General features: G+C 70.9%; 16 protein-coding genes. 7 read left to right on the top strand and 9 right to left on the bottom strand.

Annotated features, from left to right (window positions below):
• Positions 1 to 76: 76 nt before the first annotated feature.
• A complete protein-coding gene (locus OZ403_RS30140) occupies positions 77 to 901 on the top strand; it encodes a hypothetical protein (protein WP_140799676.1) in 825 nt (274 codons plus the stop codon).
• 142 nt (positions 902 to 1,043) lie between these two features.
• On the top strand, positions 1,044 to 1,211 hold the full coding sequence (locus OZ403_RS30135; RefSeq protein WP_020478388.1) for a hypothetical protein: 168 nt from the start codon (positions 1,044 to 1,046) through the stop codon (positions 1,209 to 1,211).
• An 87-nt stretch (positions 1,212 to 1,298) separates the two neighbouring features.
• On the opposite strand, the gene OZ403_RS30130 is transcribed toward OZ403_RS30135, so the two are convergent.
• A complete protein-coding gene (locus OZ403_RS30130; RefSeq protein ID WP_140794739.1) occupies positions 1,299 to 1,592 on the bottom strand; it encodes a TIGR02300 family protein in 294 nt (97 codons plus the stop codon).
• Between the two features lie 148 nt (positions 1,593 to 1,740).
• On the opposite strand from OZ403_RS30130, the gene OZ403_RS30125 reads away from it, so the two are divergent.
• The gene (locus tag OZ403_RS30125) at positions 1,741 to 3,480 is read left to right on the top strand and encodes an AgmX/PglI C-terminal domain-containing protein (protein WP_140794738.1); all 1,740 of its coding nucleotides are present in this window, start codon (positions 1,741 to 1,743) and stop codon (positions 3,478 to 3,480) included.
• A gap of 4 nt (positions 3,481 to 3,484) precedes the next feature.
• Here the strand turns inward: OZ403_RS30125 and OZ403_RS30120 are convergent, their stop codons facing one another.
• From OZ403_RS30120 to OZ403_RS30110, 3 genes are read right to left on the bottom strand one after another with little or no spacing between them, the layout of a single operon-like run.
• Complete coding sequence (locus tag OZ403_RS30120; RefSeq protein ID WP_140794737.1) at positions 3,485 to 3,730, bottom strand: DUF3006 domain-containing protein; 246 nt, start codon at positions 3,728 to 3,730, stop codon at positions 3,485 to 3,487.
• 13 nt (positions 3,731 to 3,743) lie between these two features.
• Positions 3,744 to 5,084, bottom strand: coding sequence for a ComEC/Rec2 family competence protein (locus tag OZ403_RS30115; RefSeq protein ID WP_140794736.1), 1,341 nt, complete (start codon positions 5,082 to 5,084; stop codon positions 3,744 to 3,746).
• Complete coding sequence (locus tag OZ403_RS30110) at positions 5,081 to 6,277, bottom strand: ComEC/Rec2 family competence protein (protein ID WP_140800790.1); 1,197 nt, start codon at positions 6,275 to 6,277, stop codon at positions 5,081 to 5,083. The genes OZ403_RS30115 and OZ403_RS30110 overlap by 4 nt, the downstream gene beginning before the upstream one ends.
• A 115-nt stretch (positions 6,278 to 6,392) precedes the next feature.
• On the opposite strand from OZ403_RS30110, the gene deoC reads away from it, so the two are divergent.
• The 4 genes from deoC to OZ403_RS30090 all read left to right on the top strand — a co-directional run bounded on the left by deoC (position 6,393) and on the right by OZ403_RS30090 (position 10,124).
• Positions 6,393 to 7,214 (top strand): deoxyribose-phosphate aldolase, encoded by an 822-nt coding sequence (deoC, locus tag OZ403_RS30105; RefSeq protein ID WP_268782389.1) that lies wholly within the window; start codon positions 6,393 to 6,395, stop codon positions 7,212 to 7,214.
• Positions 7,215 to 7,229: 15 nt separating this feature from the next.
• Positions 7,230 to 7,622 (top strand): TraR/DksA family transcriptional regulator, encoded by a 393-nt coding sequence (locus tag OZ403_RS30100; protein ID WP_140794734.1) that lies wholly within the window; start codon positions 7,230 to 7,232, stop codon positions 7,620 to 7,622.
• A gap of 64 nt (positions 7,623 to 7,686) precedes the next feature.
• On the top strand, positions 7,687 to 9,414 hold the full coding sequence (locus OZ403_RS30095; protein WP_140856645.1) for a phospho-sugar mutase: 1,728 nt from the start codon (positions 7,687 to 7,689) through the stop codon (positions 9,412 to 9,414).
• Between the two features lie 65 nt (positions 9,415 to 9,479).
• Positions 9,480 to 10,124, top strand: a complete 645-nt coding sequence (locus tag OZ403_RS30090; RefSeq protein ID WP_237077553.1) for a hypothetical protein — start codon at positions 9,480 to 9,482, stop codon at positions 10,122 to 10,124.
• Here OZ403_RS30090 and OZ403_RS30085 read toward each other — a convergent pair whose 3' ends face one another.
• The 5 genes from OZ403_RS30085 to OZ403_RS30065 form a co-directional block, all read right to left on the bottom strand.
• Positions 10,125 to 11,288 (bottom strand): sensor histidine kinase, encoded by a 1,164-nt coding sequence (locus OZ403_RS30085; RefSeq protein ID WP_140794731.1) that lies wholly within the window; start codon positions 11,286 to 11,288, stop codon positions 10,125 to 10,127. It abuts the gene before it with no gap.
• Positions 11,289 to 11,645: 357 nt separating this feature from the next.
• Entirely contained in the window at positions 11,646 to 12,575 is a 930-nt protein-coding gene (locus OZ403_RS30080; protein WP_090490275.1) for an ABC transporter permease, read from the bottom strand.
• Positions 12,568 to 13,683 (bottom strand): ABC transporter permease, encoded by a 1,116-nt coding sequence (locus tag OZ403_RS30075; protein WP_140794730.1) that lies wholly within the window; start codon positions 13,681 to 13,683, stop codon positions 12,568 to 12,570. The genes OZ403_RS30080 and OZ403_RS30075 overlap by 8 nt, the downstream gene beginning before the upstream one ends.
• Entirely contained in the window at positions 13,676 to 15,133 is a 1,458-nt protein-coding gene (locus OZ403_RS30070; protein ID WP_268782388.1) for an ABC transporter ATP-binding protein, read from the bottom strand. Before OZ403_RS30070 ends, OZ403_RS30075 begins: the two co-directional genes overlap by 8 nt.
• Positions 15,134 to 15,198: 65 nt before the next feature.
• On the bottom strand, positions 15,199 to 16,389 hold the full coding sequence (locus OZ403_RS30065; protein WP_268782387.1) for a BMP family lipoprotein: 1,191 nt from the start codon (positions 16,387 to 16,389) through the stop codon (positions 15,199 to 15,201).
• Positions 16,390 to 16,411 lie beyond the last annotated feature (22 nt).

Here is a 16,411-nt window from a genome sequence, read left to right as displayed (position 1 = left end):
TACGGCAACGGCCTAGTTCTTGTACCAACAAGGATAATGAGGGTCCAACGTCCAAATGGGCCATGAGTCATCCCTCGTGGCCCTTGCTGCCATGCTGCATTTGAAACAGCTTCACGCACCCGTTAGACCGGAGCGCGTGCTTCGTCCATCCTTCGTCATCGTTCTCTTCGCGCTCGCTCCCGCCTGCAAGGAGTCCGCGTCCCCGCCGCCCGCCACCACCACCGCGCCGGCCGTAGCGCCCGCCGCCACGAACACGAAGTGGGGTGTCATCGAGGGGCGCGTCCGTCTTGCCGGCACGCCCCCATCGCCCGCCCGCCAGCCCACTATCGGCACTGTCGTCTCCGTGTGCGGCGAGGAGACGGAGGAGCGCACGCTCGTGGTGGGCAGCGAGGGCGCGTTGGCCCACACCGTGGTTTCCCTTAGAGACGGCCACGCGCTGCCCGCGTCCAGCCGCGCCGCGCCGGAGCCCGTGCTGGACCAGAAGCAGTGCGTCTATGACCCGCCCGTGCTCGCTGCTCGCACTGGAAGCACCCTGGTCATTCGGAACTCGGACCCGTTGGTCCACAACGTTCGCGCCGCCTCTGGAACCAACCGCGCCTTCTTCAACGTGGCCATGCCGCTGGAGGGAATGACGGTGAAGCGGCAGTTGCCCACCGAGCCGGGCGAAGTCCCCATCCACTGCGACATCCATCCCTGGATGCGCGCGCGCGTGCGCATCTTCAACCATGGGTACTTCGCGACCAGCGGCGCGGATGGGCGCTTCCAACTGGAGGTCCCCGAGGGCACCCACACCCTGGTCCTCTGGCACGAGCGGCTTCCAGAACAAGCCCGCACCGTGACGGTTCGCGCCGGCGAGCGCGTCCAGGTGGACGCGGAGTGGCCGGTGGCTGACCTGAAGTAGCCCGCCAGGCCGTCTCCCTGAAGGATTCCGGCGCTCGACGTCTAAAAGGTTGAGAAGCCGCGAATCGATTGGGGTTTCCGTTCCTGCGGAAAAATTGTTATACGGACGGCAGAAGCCACGACCGAGAAGAGGGGGCCGAGTCATGCAGCAGCAGCCAAAGAAGCAAGCATTCCCGAGTAACGGCATGCGCGGCCTGGAGGCGCCCCGCAAGGCGGCGGTCCGGCCCATCGGCATGCAGGAGATGGGGCCGACCCTGTACGAGCAGCTCCGCCGTGCGCTGGTGGAGCTGACGCCCGTCTCGTCCAACTGAAGCCAGGCCGTCCGGGCGCGAGCGCCATGGCCTGAATAGCGAAGGGGCTCCCAGCTTGCGCCGTGGAGCCCCTCGTTGCTTGCGAACCTAGATTTCGTCCTCTTCGCTTTCGCCTCCCGCCGCCTCGTCGTCGTCGAAGGAGTCCAGCTCCTCCTCCTCTTCTTCGCCGCGACCGGTGGGTTCCTCCGGTTCGATAGGCTCAATGACCTTCGGGGCGGCGGCGAGACGGCCGCGCCTTCCCTCGGGCTGTGGCTTGAGCGCCGGGCTCTCCCGTTGATCCGCCCCACACTTCGGGCAGATCGGGTCCGGCTTCTTCATGTCGTAGAACTTCGTCTGGCACTTGAAGCAGACGTGTTTTGTTCCGAGGTCCTTCGCCGGCATTCGCCACCTTGTGTAAAAGGCGAGTGAAGACAGGGGGGAGGGCGGCTCAATAGTTGGGCCGCAAGACAGAGTCAACCTGTGGTTTGCGCCGGAGATTTCTAGCGGTAGCATCCCGCCCGCGTTTTCCCCCGGAAGCTGGACGCCCCTCTTGAACTTTACCTGCGACAATTGCCAGAAGCGGTATTCCATTGCGGACGAAAAGGTCCGCGGCAAGACGGTCAAGGTCCGCTGCAAGAACTGCCAGAACGTCATCACCGTCGAAGGGCCCGCCGAGGAAGAGAACACCCGCGTGGTGTCCCTGGCGGACGTGGAACGCATCCGCGCCCAGGAGCGTTCCCTGGCGGAGCCTGAAGCGAGCGCCGCCCCGGCGGCCGTCATCAGCGCGCCCATCGCGGCCGCCCCGGTGGCGAAGGCGCCCGCGGCCGCCTTGCAGACGCCCTGGGACGATGAGCCCACGCGCGCCGCGCCCATGAAGGCCACGGGTTCGCCCTGGTTCGTCATGGTGCGCAACAAGCAGGAGGGCCCGCTGGACGAGGGCGCCCTCCGCGAACTGGTGGCCACCAACACCGTGAATGGCCGCAGCTTCTTCTGGCAGCAGGGCATGGCGGACTGGAAGCGCGGTTCGGACATCCCCGAACTGGCCGGCCTCTTCGAGCCTCCGCCCGCCGCCGAGCCGCCCCCGCCGCCGCCCGCCATCGCCGCGCCGCCTCCGCCGGAGCCCGCACGCCCCGCGCGCGGCGCGCCCGCGCGCCGGGAGCCGGAACCGCAGGCCTTCATTCCAGAGCCCGAGCCGCGGCACGCCGAGCCCGAGCAGCCCTGGCCGGACGAGGAAGACGAAGCGCCGGACAACACCTATTACGGCGACCCCTTGCCGCGCGCGCAGCAGCAGCCCCAGCAGCAGGCCCAGGTGACCCGCCGCGCGCAGCAGCCGCAGCCCCAGGCCGCCGCAGCCGCGCCGCTGGACGACGCGCTGTTCTCCGACCTGGACCTGCCGGGCAACCGCAACGGCGGTGACGACGCGGAGCCCCAGGACGACAACGGAGTGCCGTACCCCGAGGATCCGCGGGCCGCGCTGGGCGGCGGCGAGGACGACGACGAAGGCAAGGCCGTGGAGGACACGCGCCACTTCGCCAAGAAGTCGGGTGTCACGCGCCGCAACCCCGCCTGGAAGTACGCCGTCTTCGCGTTGCTGCTGCTCATCGTCCCGCTGGGCCTGGCGTATGTCCTGTCAGAGACGCTGGGCGTGGTGCCGCTGCGCGTGCAGACAGTGGATGCCAGCGGCAACGCGGTGGAGCAGCCCGTCTTCTCGTCGGAAGGCGTGGGCGCGCTGCGCGACAAGCTGATGGGCCGTGCGCCGCCGCCCGCGCCCTCCAAGCCGCCGGCCGAGGGCAAGCGCCCGGTGCCCCCCTCGGAGGGCAATCGTCCGGCCACCGCGCCCGCCGGTACCGGCGGGGTGGCGGACCCGGAGGCCGCCGCGGCGCCGTCCAAGGGGGCGCTGGAGGCCGTCTACGTGGACCCGGACAAGAAGGACGTGGACCCGGCGGTGCGCAGCGGCGAGGAAGTGGCCGCCGCCGACACCGAGGACGTCGGCGGCCCGTCCGATGAAGAGGTGGAGCGCGTCCTGGCGAAGGCGCAGCCCGCCTTCCGGGACTGCGTGGAGGCCGAGCTGCGGAAGAACCCGTCCTTCAAGGGCGGCAAGGTGACGCTGACGGCCACCGTGGGCAGCTCGGGCACGGTGAAGGCGGCCACGTTCGACCGCAAGGACCTGAACCGCAACAGCCCGGTGGGCACCTGCATCCGCGACCGCGCGAAGGGGATGGTCTTCTCCGCCTTCGCTGGCGAGGACGTGGACCTGGAGATTCCGCTGGTCCTCTCCAAGTCGATGTAGCCGTCTAGAGGTCGAAGCTCCCGGCCGGCGGCGGCTTCTTGCCGCGTGTCGCCTTCTCGCGGGCCCTGCGCACCTCCTCGCGCAGGGCCTCGGTGGCCTCCCGGTCCACCTCCAGGGTGTCGAGGTCGAGCACGTCGCCCTCGCGGATGCCCTCGGGCAGCTCGCTCAGGGGGCGCGTCACCTCACGGCCCTCCACCACCAACACGGCGATGTCGTCTTCGATGCGGTCCAGCGTGGCCCGGGTCGTCATGGGGCGTGGCTCCTCAGGGGTTGCAGTCCCGGGCGGGCCGCCGTCCACGCGAGGCCTCTTCCCGGCTGGAGAAGGTCACCAGGTTCGATGACTTGATCTTCACGACGTTGCGGCAGGTGGGCCTGTGGAACACGTCGCTGCGGACGCTGCCGACGTAGGTCCCCACCTTCACGGCGCCTGAATCGGAGGACCCGCTTCGCGAGCGAGAGCCCGCGCGAGAGGGAGCCCCTTCGTCTGTCGGGTCGTCGAGGCTCAGGGTGTACATCTTCCCCGTGGGCTGCTTGCCCGAGGCGTCACGCGTGCCGGAGCGGCCCGTCGAACGCCGGGGGTCCCCCGCGAGCGCGGCGTCCCGGGGCATGGGCGTGCCCAGGCCCAGGTAGCTGTAGCGCGTGTCTTCCGGGACGCCGGCGGACAGCCGCTGCGGCGTGACGACGAGCGTCTTCCCGTCGCTCACCACCTGCACCTCGCCGTGCAGGTCGGTGCGGAACACCTGCGCGCCGGTGGCCTCCAACTGCTTGAGCGTGGCCGGCGCGGGAGCGCCAATCAGGTTGCCTTCGCCCGCGGAGATGACGGCGGCGCGAGGCCCCACCGCCGACAGGAAGGCGGCGGTGGTGGGCCCTTCGGTGCCGTGCGCGGCCACCTTGAGCAGCGTGGCCTGCATGGGGGCATTGCGCGCCAGCAGGTGGTCCACCGTCCGGGCATGCGCGTCCGCCATGAAGAGCACCGCGGTGTCCCCATAGGTGAGCCGGAGGATGACGGAGTTGGCCTCCAGCGCGGCCTCGGGCACGTCGAGCAGCGGCTCGGTGGGCGCGCGCGGCCACAGTACCGTGAGGGACACGCCCGCGCCCAGGGGCAGCCGCTGGAGCGCGTTGGGCGTAGCGGGGGAGGGGGACGGAGAGATGAACTCCACGCCCTGGCTGGCCACGGCGCCGAGCAGGGCGTCATAGGCCTTGGGCGTGGCGCCCAGCTGCGGCTCCAGCAGTTGCCTGGCGCCCACGCGCTTCAGCACCGGCTCCAGCGCGCCATGGTGGTCCGAATGCGGGTGGGTGAGCACCACCAGGTCCAGCCGCTGCGTGAGCAGCTCGGGCAGCCGGTTCACCAGGTGCTCCGCCGCGGAAGCGGGGCCTGTGTCCACCAGCGCCGTATACCCGTCTGGCGACACGATGAGCGCGGCGTCGCCCTGGCCCACGTCGAAGAAGTAGACGTGGAGCTTCCCGTCCGGGGTGCCACCGAAGTAGCGCCGAGGGGGCTCCGCCGGGCGCGTGACCGTCGGCTGCGGGGGAGGTGGCGGCGGTTCCTTGCAGGCCGCCAGAGCCAGCAGGACGGCGAGGACGAAGCGCGGGCGGAAGCTCATGGATGGCAGTCCTCGGCGGGGCGGCGCTCGCGCATGGCTTCGGCGCGGCTCGAATAGGCGGTGCGGTCCGACTTGGAGCGCTTCAGGGTCCGGCAGCTCTCTTTGTGAAACACCTTGCTGCCCTTGAGGCTGAAGTATCGGGACGCGTCCGCGCCGCGTTGCGTGGTGTCGGTGCCGGGGGCCTCCGCCGGGGCGGACGCGGCGCCGCGCCCACGGGGCGTGCTGGTCCGGCGCGTTCCCCGGGTGATGGGCCCGAGCGCGACCGGGCCCGGCTTCAGTCCTCCGGGAACCAGCTCCGACGCCCCTCCGCGCTTCTCCGCGCGCAGGGAGACGACGTTGCCGTCGCTGGTCGCCACCACCTCGCCGTCCTGGTCGGTGCGGAACACGGTGGCCTTCACCGCGCGCAGGCGCTCCAGCACCGCGGAGGTAGGGTGGCCGTAGTCATTCTTCGCGCCCACGGAGATGACGGCGGCCTGGGGCTTCACCGCGGCCAGGAAGTCCGCGGTGGACGAGTGCCGCCCGCCGTGGTGGGCCACCTTCAGCACGGTGGAGGTGAGGTTGATGGGCTTGCGCAGCAGCGTGGCTTCGGTGTCCGGTTCGGCGTCCCCGGTGAAGAGGAAGGCCGTCTTGCCGTAGGTCAGCTTGGCGACGATGGAGTTGGAGTTCGGGTCCGAGCGGGTGCCCGTGAGGAAGGGGTCTTCCGGCACGCGCGGCCATAGCACGGTGAGGGCCGCGCCATCCCCCAGGCCGATGGTGACCAGGGAGCGCGGGTCCTGGGGATTGGGAACGGGCGTCATCACCTGGCCCACTTCGTCACCCACGACGTTGAGCAGGTCGCGGTACGCCTCGCTCGGGTGGTCGAAGCCCGGGTCCATGAAGCGCCGGGCCCCCACCGAGCGCAGCGCGGTGGACATGCCGCCCAGGTGGTCCAGGTGGGGGTGCGTGAGGATGGCGAGGTCCAGCGGCTCCTTCACCAGCTCGCGCAGCCGCTGCTCCAGGCGGTGTCGCGCGTCGGGCGGGCCGCTGTCGATGAGCACCGTCTTGCCGGTGGGGGAGATGATGAGCGCGGCGTCCCCCTGTCCCACGTCGAAGAAATGCACCGTGAGCGGCTGGCCGGCCGATTGGGCCAGCGCCAGGCCTGGAATCGAGGCGAGGAGAAGGACGAGGAGTGCGAGCCACCGGACAAAGGACATCACGAGGCGGACTCTACCGCTCCGTCCCCCCCCCTGGCACCCAGGGGCATCGGATGATGCGAGCTTCTCCCGCGAGCGCTTCCCGAGGGACTGGAAGTGGGCTAAGGGGCCGGGCATGTCCGACTCCGAAGACCTCTTCCATTTCGTCGAGGACATTGCCAACCAGGCGCGCCGCCGGCTCGAGGCGTGGAAGGAGGGGCACACGCCCGGGGGCAGTGCTCCCGCGTCGGGCCCGTCCACCGCCCGGGTGGCCATGGAGACGGTGCGCTCCCACGCGGACCTCGCGCCGTACATCGACCACACGCTGCTCAAGCCCGAGGCTCGCGCCGAGGACGTGGTGAAGGTGGCCGAGGAGGCCCGCCAGTACGGCTTCGCCACCGTCTGCGTGAACAGCACGCACGTGGCCACCGCGGCGCGGGTGCTGGCCGGCACGTCCACGTTGCCCATCGCCGTGGTGGGCTTCCCGCTGGGCGCCTCGCTGCCGTCCGCCAAGGCCTTCGAGGCCCGGGAGTCCATCCGCGCCGGGGCGCGGGAAATCGACATGGTGCTGAACGTCGGCGCGCTCAAGGCGCACGACTACGCGCTGGTGCACCAGGACATCGCCGCGGTGGTGGATGCCAGCCGGCCCGTGCCGGTGAAGGTCATCCTGGAGACGGCCCTGCTGACGGACGAGGAGAAGGTCATCGCCTGCTCGCTCTCCAAGGCCGCGGGCGCCGCCTTCGTGAAGACGTCCACGGGCTTCGGTCCGGGCGGGGCCACCGAGGCGGACGTGGCGCTGATGCGCCGGGTGGTGGGGGACACGGTGGGCGTGAAGGCGTCCGGCGGCATCCGCTCCGCCGAGGACGCGATGAAGATGCTGCGCGCGGGGGCCAACCGCCTGGGCGCGTCCGCGTCGGTGGCCATCGTCTCCGGGCAGACCTCCACCTCGAAGTACTGACCCGAGGCGGACACCGTGAACGCGAAACAGCGAGAGGAACTCCAGGCGCTGCTGCTCGCGCTCCACTCGGAGCTGACGGAGAAGACGCCGTCGAGAATCGAGCCCAACCGCACCGATGACGCGCGCATCGGCGGCGACGAGGACGAGCAGCCGCTCAACGAGATGATGCAGGCCATCGCCTCCAACCGGAACCGGAACATGGACGGCGTGCTGGCCCGCGTGCTCAAGGCGCTGGGCAAGCTGCGCGAGGACCCGGACGGCTACGGCGAGTGCGAGGAGTGCGGCGACGAGATTCCGCTCGGCAGGCTGCGCGCCATGCCCTACGCGGAGTTCTGCGTGACGTGCCAGGGCAACAAGGACGGCCCAAAGGGCCGCGCCACCCGCAGCAAGCTGACCGACTACACCTGAACAACCGGCGTGCGAGCCCCGTGCCTCGCGCGCCCTCAACGGCTACACGAGGCTTCGAGGGCTCATGGACACCACCGGACTGAAGGAGCGGGCGGAGGCGTGGCGTCAGGCGGACCCGGACCCGTCCACCGCGGCGGAGCTGGCGGCGCTGCTGGCGAAGGCGGACTGGGCCGAGCTGGAGGACCGCTTCTCGCAGGACCTGGAGTTCGGCACCGCGGGCCTGCGCGGCGTGCTGGGCGCCGGTCCCAACCGGATGAACCGCGCCGTCATCCGCCGCACCACCGCGGGCCTGGCGCGCTACCTCAAGGAGCAGGTGCCGGACGTCGCCACCCGGGGCGTGGTGGTGGGCCGCGACGCGCGCAACCTGAGCGCCGAACTGGCCGAGGACACCGCCGCGGTGCTGGCCGCCGAGGGCATCCCCGCCCACGTCTTCCCGGAGCCGGTGCCCACGCCGCTGGTGGCCTTCGCCGCGCTGCACCTGAACGCCGCCGCGGCCGTCATGGTGACGGCCAGCCACAACCCGCCCGAGTACAATGGCTACAAGGTCTATTGGGGCAACGGCGCGCAGATCATCCCGCCGCATGACACGGGCATTGCCTCCGCCATCGCCCGGGTGGAGCCCGCCAACCGCGTGCCGCTGCTGACCCCGGCCGACGCCCGCGCCAAGGGCCTGTGGCGGGACTTGCCCGCGGCCATCGGCGATGCCTACGTGCGCGCCATCCTGGGGCTGCGCGTGGTGGGCAAGGGCTCCGACTCGCTGTCCATCGTCTACACCGCCATGCACGGCGTGGGCGGCGACTGGGCCGTGCGGGCCCTGCGCGAGGCGGGCTTCCCGCGCGTCACCCCGGTGGCCGAGCAGCAGCAGCCGGATGGCCGCTTCCCCACCGTGCGCTTCCCCAACCCGGAGGAGCCGGGCGCCATGGACCTGGCCACCGCCACCGCCGAGCGCGTGAAGGCGGACGTGGTGCTGGCCAATGACCCGGACGCGGACCGGCTGGCCGTCATGGCGCGCGACGCGGATGGGGCGCTGCGGCTGCTGACGGGCAACGAGGTGGGCGTGCTGTTGGGCCACTACGTCCTCACCCAGGGGTCGAAGCAGGGGAAGCCACACGTCGTCACCACCATCGTCTCCTCGGCGCAGCTGGGGGACATCGCGCGTTCGCTGGGCGCCGCGTGTGACGAGGTTCTCACCGGCTTCAAGTGGATCGCCAACCGCGCGCTGGAGCGCGAGCAGGCCGAGGGCACCCGCTTCGTCTTCGGTTACGAGGAGGCGCTGGGCTACACCGTGGGCACGGTGACGCGCGACAAGGACGGCGTGGGCTCGGCGCTCGTCATGGCGGACCTGGCGGCGTGGTGCCAGGCGCGCGGCACCACGGTGCTGGGCTACCTGGAGGAGATTCAGCGCGCGCATGGCCTGTACGTGGGCGCGCAGCGCAACTTCACGTTCCCCGGCGCGGCGGGCGCGCAGGTCATCCGCGGCATCATGGACGCGTTCCGTGCCTCGCCTCCGAAGCACATCGGCGGTGACGCCGTCCGCGCCGTGAGTGACTACAAGAAGGGCGAGCGGGGCCTGCCTCCCTCCAACGTGGTCGCGCTCGAGCTGGAGAGCGGCGGCCGCGTCACGCTGCGTCCCTCCGGCACCGAGCCGAAAATCAAATACTACTTCGAGCTGAAGGAGACGCTCGCCGACGGTGAGCCCCTGGCTCAGGCCCGTGCGCGCGCCGAGTCCCGGCTGGCCCGCTTCATCGATGCTTTCCTCGGCCTCGCGCGTGAGCGCGGGCAGCCGGCGTGAGTCTAGAGACGCAGCACCACACCCGCCGCCCGCCCTCCTCGGCGGCCCTCGCAGAAAGGTACCGTGTGAAGCGACTGCTCCCCGGAGTCCTCCTCGCTTGCTTCCTGGCCCTCCCCGCCACCGCGCTGGCGCAGCGCGGGGGACAGGGTTGGTCTGTCCTCGCCGGTGAAACGCTGGGACGGGGCAATACCGCCTTCCATGGCCAGATTGGCTGGCCCGGCATCTCCCTGGGCCTGCTACACGGTGGCTCGGAGCGCTTCGACATCGGCGGCAAGTTCAGCTTCAACTGGGGCCGCGAGGGCTGGGTCCGCTACACGGACCCGGGCATCAAGCTCCAGGCGTGGATGCGGTTGCAGCTCGTCAAGGAGCGCAACTTCTCGCTGGCGCTCACCTTCCAGCCGGGCCCGTTCTTCTACTTCAACCGGCATGACACCGACGTGGGCCTGGCGCTGCCCGTGGGCTTGGTGGTGGGCATCCCCGCCGGCAGCGCCGTCATGGTGAACCTGGGCCTGGACATCCCCTTCCACGTCTACTTCGGCGAGGGAATCGGTCCGGTGTTCCCTGTCCTCGTGGGCGGCGGCCTGGAGTACTTCGTCAACCGCCAGCTGGGCGTCACCTTCAACGTCCGGCTGGGGCCCGCCGTCATCCCGGACATCGACGACACCGAGTTCACGCTGGAAGCGCTCTTCGGCGTCGCCTACCGCTTCTAGCTACCAGGACGACGTCTGCTCGGGCAGCTCCACCGTGAAGGTGCTGCCCAGGTTGACGCGGCTCTGCACCGTCACCGCGCCGCCCATGGCTTCCACCAGGGTGCGCGCGACGGTGAGGCCCAACCCGGCGCCCTTCTCGGGCGCCTTCGTCGTGTAGTAGGGCTCGAAGACGGCCTGCAGCTCGTCCTCGAAGATGCCAATGCCCGTGTCCTTCACGTACAGGCGCGGGCCGAAGTCCCCGAAGATGTCCGGCAGCTCCACGCCCACGTGGATGCGACGCGGGCGGTCCGTCACGTCCTCCACAGCGTCCACCGCGTTGGCCAGCAGCTCCACCAGCACCTGCTCCAGCTGGCGGCGGTTGAAGACGACGGCGATGGCCTCGTCCGGCAGCTGCACCTTCACCTCGGCGGTGCCCAGGCGGCCGGCGTCACGCATCCGCTCCACCACCGCGGGGATGAGGTCGCGCAGGTCGAAGCGCTGGATGTCCTTCGGACTGGTGGTGCCCAGCGACAGCAGGTGCTGGCCGTGCAGGCGCATCTGCTCGCCCGCCACGCCCAGCTTCTTGAGCTCGTCGGCGTCTGGCGGCAGGCCCTGCAGCGCGCGCGTGCGCACGTGCTCCAGCGCCCGCTGGAGGCCTTCGCCCACGCGACCCAGGTTCTGCGCCACGTCCGCGGCCAGCGTGCCCACGCGGGCCAGCCGCTCCATCTCCACCCAGCGGGCGCGCGGGTCCTTGAGGGCTTCGGCGCGCTGGCCACCGCGCTCGCGGTGCGCCTTGAGTTCCAGCAGCGTGTGGATGCGGACCTTCAGCTCCAGCGGGTCCAGGGGCTCCGTGATGAGCAGATCATCCACGCCCGCCTCGAGCACCTCGCGGCGCGTCTCCCGGTCCGCGCTGGGCGTCAGCATGAGCACGGGGAGGGCCGGGCTTCCCAGCGCGTCCTGAAGGCGCCGGTACGTCGCGAGGCCGTCCGTGCCAGGGCGCTCCACGTCGAGCAGCACCAGGTCCGCGGATTGATGCGCCGCCGCGGCCGCCGCCAGTCCGCTCGCGGTCAGCACGTCATAACCCGCCGGCGCGAGGATGGAGCACAGCCGCTCCATGCCGCCCGACTCCACGTCCACGGCCAGAACTCGGGGCCGATACGTCGCGGTCTCCGTCGTCTCCAGCATCACGCCACCCCTACATGGTGACCAGGTGAGCCTTCACTTCACCCGGGTGTTCCAGGCCGTCCTACGGACCCCTCTCGCCCTGGATGGAGCTCCCCCCCGGGCGCTTGCGTCCAGTCCGGTACGTGATCCGATACCGCGCTGTGTCTATGCGAGGCTCATGCCGCGCTTCGTCCCGGCGCGTCGGAGCCGCCCATTGCACCTCCAACGGTGGTAGCCCTGTAACGTCAGGGGTTTGAATCGTTGCGACACTGGAGAAAGTTATCTCAACTGGAATCCGGCCAACGAAAGGCGAGGTCACTCCCGACCCGAAATCGATTTTCACCCGGGTGTGAAATGACCTCGCTTGCGCGCAAAGTGTCAGCGCGACTCTTGTTCGTAGGGCGTTCCGAGCGCGGCGGGGGCGCTGCTGCGCTGGCCCTGGAGGGTCAGCACCACCAGCGTGAGGAGATAGGGCAGGGCCAGGAGGACGCCCTGGGGGATCAGCTCGACCAGCCCGGGGGCGCTCGACACCAGGCCGATGCGCAGCGCGTTACCGAAGGCGAAGAAGGTGGCGGCGAGGAAGGCGCCCACGGGCGTCCACCGGCCGAACACCATGGCGGCCAGGGCCATGAAGCCCAGGCCCGCGGGGGTGTGCTGTTCGAAGCGGTCCAGCACGGCGGTGGACAGCACCGCGCCGCCCAGGCCCGCCAGCAGCCCGCTGCCCAGCACCGCGCCCCAGCGCAGCCCCGGTACCGACAGGCCCAGCGTCGCCACGGCCTGGGGCTTGTCGCCCACCGCGCGCAGCCGCAGGCCCAGGGGCGTGCGGGTCAGCAGGCCCTGGAAGGCGAAGGGCAGCAGCAGCGCCAGATACGTGGGCGCCGAGTGCCCGGACAGCGCGCCCAGCACCGGCACGGAGCCGAGCCCGGGGATGTTCCAGCGGGTGAGCTGTTGGATGGGCGGCGTGCCGTTGGGGCCGTAGAGCGACTCCAGCAGGAAGGTGCCGCCGGCCAGGGCCACCAGGTTGAGGGCGATGCCGGACACCACCTGGTCCGAGCGCCAGCGGATGCTCAGGAAGCCATGCACGCCGGCCAGGGCCGCGCCCGCGAGCATGCCCATGACGACGGCCAGGGGCGTGGGCATCGTCAGCGCCGCCACCGCCGCGCAGAAGGCGCCCACGCGCATCATCCCCTCCATGCCCACGGCAATCACGCCCGCGCGCTCGGAGAGCACCGCGCCCAGGGCGGCGAAGATGAGCGCCGGCGCCGCGTCCAGGGTGGAGAACAGCAGCGAGTGGAGGACATCAAGCACGGGGCACCTCCGCCGACGCAGCGGGCGCCACGCTCCGCCGGCGCAGCAGCGCCAGCCACACCATGCGCCCGGCGACGAAGAGTAGCGCCAGGCCCTGGATGAGCTCGGGGAAGCTCTTGTGCACGCCCAGTAGCTGCATGCGCGTTCCGCCCGCGCGCAGCACGCCGAAGAAGAGCGCGGACACGGTGGCGCCCAGCGGGTGGTTGTTGCCGATGAGCGCGATGGCGATGCCGTCGAAGCCGTAGGGCGCGCCCAACGTGCCGGGGTAGCGCCCCTCCGTCCCCAGCACCAGCACCGCGCCCGCCAGCCCCGCCATGGCCCCCGCGAGCGCCATGGCCATTCCCATGCGCCGGGCCACGGGGATGCCCGCGGCGCGCGCGGCCTCGGCGCCCATGCCCACCGCGCGCGTCTCGAAGCCGGAGCGCGTGCGTGTCAGCCACACCCACACCGCCAGCGCCGCGGCGAGCGCCAGCGGGAAGCCCAGGTTGAGCCGCGAGCCTTCCCCCAGAAGCCGGGGCAGCACCGCGGTGGCCTGGATTTCGGCGGTGCCGGTGATGGACTGGCCGCCTTCGGCCGCGCCGCGCAGCGGGCCCACGACCAGCCAGTTGTCCACCAGGCTCAGCGCCACCCAGTTGAGCATGATGGTGGAGATGACCTCGTGCACGCCCCGGTAGATGCGCAGCAGCCCGGCGATGCCTGCCCACGCCGCGCCCGCGAGCGCCGCGCCCAGCAAGGCCGCGGGCACGTGCAGCACGCCCGGCAGTGACACCTGGGCGCCCACCACCGCGGCGGCCAGCGCGCCCAGCAGCATCTGTCCCTGCGCGCCGATGTTGAACAGGCCCACCTTGAACGCCACCGCCACGGACAGGCCGGTGAGGGTGAGAATCGCGGCCTTCATCGCGGACTCGCCCAGCGGACGGGTGATGACGGTGGCCGCGGCGCCGTCCAGGTACGCGGGCCAGTTGCCGATGCCACCCCACAACATCTGCAGATAGGCGTCCGTCGCGGTGCCCGGCTCCATGGTGAGCGCGATGAGCGCCCAGCACACGCCCAGCGCCAGCAGCACGGAGAGCACCGACGGCAGCATCTGTCTGACGCGCTCAGGCATGGCCCGGCTCCGTGGTCCCCAGCATGCGCCGTCCCAGCTCGCGCTCGTCGAACTCGTGACGGAGGAAGTGGCCCGTCACGCGGCCTTCGAAGAAGACATAGACGCGGTCCGACAGGGCCAGCACCTCTTCCAAATCGAGTGACACCAGCAGCACGCCCGTGCCCTGGTCGCGCGCCTCGCGCAGCTTCGCGTGGACCTGCGCCACCGCGCCCACGTCCAGCCCGCGCGTGGGCTGCACCACCACCAGCAACCGGGGTCGCGCATCCAGCTCGCGCGCCACCACCACCTTCTGCTGGTTGCCCCCGGACAGGGCCCGCAGAGCGACTTCCGGGTCGGGAGGCCGCACGTCGTAGGCCACGGTCAGCTCGCGCGTGCGCTCGCGGCGGCCCTTGAAATCAATCCACGGGCCCTTCGCGAAGGGCGGCCGCGTGTGCCGGCCCAGGGCCACGTTCTCCTCCACGCTGAGCGCCTTCACCACCGCGCGGTGGAGCCGGTCCTCGGGGATGTGTCCCACGCCGCGCGTCCGCGCCTGGGCTGGAGTGAGACCGCTCAAGGGCCCCCCCAGCAGCGTGCCGCTTCCGGACGTCAGCGGGCGCAGGCCGGTGAGGACCTCCGCCAGCTCGCGCTGCCCGTTGCCGTCCACGCCCGCGATGCCGACGATTTCACCCGCGCGCACCTCCAGGTCCACGCCGCGCAGGGCAGGGCGCCCGTTGTCGCCGGTGGCCTGGAGCCCTCGTACGTCCAGCAGCGACTCGCCGGTGGCCTGGGACACGGCCGGGGTGGAAGTGGCGGCGGCCGGAGCGCGCTGTCCTTCACCCACCATGAGCGCGGCGAGCTGTTCGGCCGTGGTGTCGGCGGCGCGGACCTCCGCCACGCAGCGGCCCCGGCGCATGACGGCGATGCGGTCCGCCACGCCGAGCACCTCCTTCAGCTTGTGGCTGATGAGCACCACGGTGTGGCCCTGAGCGACGAGTCCGCGCATGACCCGGGCCAGCTCGTCGGATTCCTGCGGCGTGAGGACGGCGGTGGGCTCGTCGAGGATGAGGACCTGGGCGCCGCGGTGCAGCGCCTTGACGATTTCCACCTTCTGCTGCGAGCCCACGCTGAGCGTGTCCACACGTGCCCGGGGCTCCAACTGGAAGCCGAAGCGGGCGCAGGTGGCGGACACCTCCTGCACCGCGCGCTCCAGGTCCAGCAGTCCGTTGCGGGTGGGCTCGCGGCCCAGCACCACGTTCTCCGCCACCGACAGCGTGGGCACGAGCATGAAGTGCTGGTGCACCATGCCGATGCCCCGCGCAATCGCGTCCCGAGGGCTCTTGAAGCGCACGGGCTGGCCGTCCAGTGACAGCACGCCCGCGTCCGGCTGGTAGAGCCCGTAGAGGACGTTCATCAGGCTGGACTTGCCCGCGCCATTCTCACCCACCACGGCGAGCAGCTCGCCACGGTGCACGTCCAGCGACGCGTCCGCCAGCGAGACGCAGGTGCCGAAGGCCTTGTGGATGTTCTGGAGGGAAATCAGGGGGCGGCAGCCTGGAAGGAGGCGAGGTCCGCCGGGACGGCCGGGACCTGGATCGTCCCGGAGATGATGCGCTGGCGCAGCGCCTCCACCTTCTGGAGCGCCTCCGCCTTGCCGGGGAAGTCCACCCGCACCTGCGCCATACCCACGCCGTTCTCCTTGAGGCCGAGCACCTGCTCGCCCGCGGAGAACGTGCCGTCCACCAGGTCCTTCGCCGCCTGGTACACGGCCAGGTCGGAGTACTTCATCATCGACGTGAGGATGGCGTCCGGCGCCACGTGCGCCTGGTCGGAGTCCACGCCAATGGCGTACACGCTCTTGCCCGCGGCGCGCGCTTCCTTCACCGCCTGGATGACGCCGATGCCGTCCGCGCCCGCGGCGTGGAAGAGGACGTCCGCGCCCTTGGAGATGAGGTCCTGCGCCACCTGCTTGCCGGCGGCCATGTTGTTGAAGCTGCCCGTGTAGACGGACATGAGCGCCTGGGACGCCTGGGCGTTGGTTGTCTTCACGCCCGCGCGGTAGCCCACCTCGAAGCGCTGGATGAGGGGGACCTCGATGCCGCCCACGAAGCCCACCTTGTTCGTCTTCGTCACCAGCCCGGCCAGCGCGCCCACGAGGAAGCTGCCCTCCTGCTCCTTGAAGAGGACGGTGCGCACGTTGGGCAGCTTCATGGGCTTGCCCTGCGCGTCCAGCACCTGACTGTCGATGAGCAGGAACTGGGCCTTTGGGTTTTCCTGGGCGGAGGTACGCACCGCGTTGGCCAGCATGTAGCCATTGCCCACGGTGAGCCGGGCGCCCTGGTCCACCAGGAGCTGGAGATTGGGGACGTAGTCCTCTTGGGCCTTGCTCTGCAGGACGATGGGCTGGATGGCCAGCGACTTGAAGCTGGCTGCGTCCGAGGACAGGTGGGGCGGCAGGGACTGGCGGACCTCATCGGGGGTGGCGTCCACATACTTGCCGCCCTCGTAGCGCTTGCCCGCGGCCCACAGTTCCAGGCCACGGAGCGCCGCGTCATTGAAGGAGTGGTCTCCGCGACCGCCCACGTCGATGACGAGCCCCACGGGGAGGGCCTTCTTTTCCGTCCTCCCGGCGGCGGGGGTCTGGGCGCCGGAGGGGGGCGCTTCTTCCTTCTGCTTGGAGCACGCGCACAGGAGGGCGGTGAGGGCAAGGACGTGGAGGCGGAGCATCATGAGGCGCCTATCTACCAGATGC

Origin of the sequence: Myxococcus sp. NMCA1 (assembly GCF_026810205.1) — a bacterium.
GTDB lineage: Bacteria > Myxococcota > Myxococcia > Myxococcales > Myxococcaceae > Myxococcus > Myxococcus xanthus_A.
Note: the sequence above shows the minus strand (reverse complement) of the source record. Positions and strands in the feature narration are given on the sequence as shown.

Bases quoted from the DNA above. Each gene is read 5' to 3' on its own strand.
- OZ403_RS30130 (WP_140794739.1), bottom strand. From the start codon at position 1,592: ATGCCGGCGAAGGACCTCGGAACAAAACACGTCTGCTTCAAGTGCCAG.
- OZ403_RS30120 (WP_140794737.1), bottom strand. From the start codon at position 3,730: ATGACGACCCGGGCCACGCTGGACCGCATCGAAGACGACATCGCCGTG.
- OZ403_RS30115 (WP_140794736.1), bottom strand. From the start codon at position 5,084: ATGAGCTTCCGCCCGCGCTTCGTCCTCGCCGTCCTGCTGGCTCTGGCG.
- OZ403_RS30095 (WP_140856645.1), top strand. From the start codon at position 7,687: ATGGACACCACCGGACTGAAGGAGCGGGCGGAGGCGTGGCGTCAGGCG.
- OZ403_RS30085 (WP_140794731.1), bottom strand. From the start codon at position 11,288: ATGCTGGAGACGACGGAGACCGCGACGTATCGGCCCCGAGTTCTGGCC.
- OZ403_RS30065 (WP_268782387.1), bottom strand. From the start codon at position 16,389: ATGATGCTCCGCCTCCACGTCCTTGCCCTCACCGCCCTCCTGTGCGCG.
- deoC (WP_268782389.1), top strand. From the start codon at position 6,393: ATGTCCGACTCCGAAGACCTCTTCCATTTCGTCGAGGACATTGCCAAC.
- OZ403_RS30075 (WP_140794730.1), bottom strand. From the start codon at position 13,683: ATGCCTGAGCGCGTCAGACAGATGCTGCCGTCGGTGCTCTCCGTGCTG.
- OZ403_RS30110 (WP_140800790.1), bottom strand. From the start codon at position 6,277: ATGTCCTTTGTCCGGTGGCTCGCACTCCTCGTCCTTCTCCTCGCCTCG.
- OZ403_RS30135 (WP_020478388.1), top strand. From the start codon at position 1,044: ATGCAGCAGCAGCCAAAGAAGCAAGCATTCCCGAGTAACGGCATGCGC.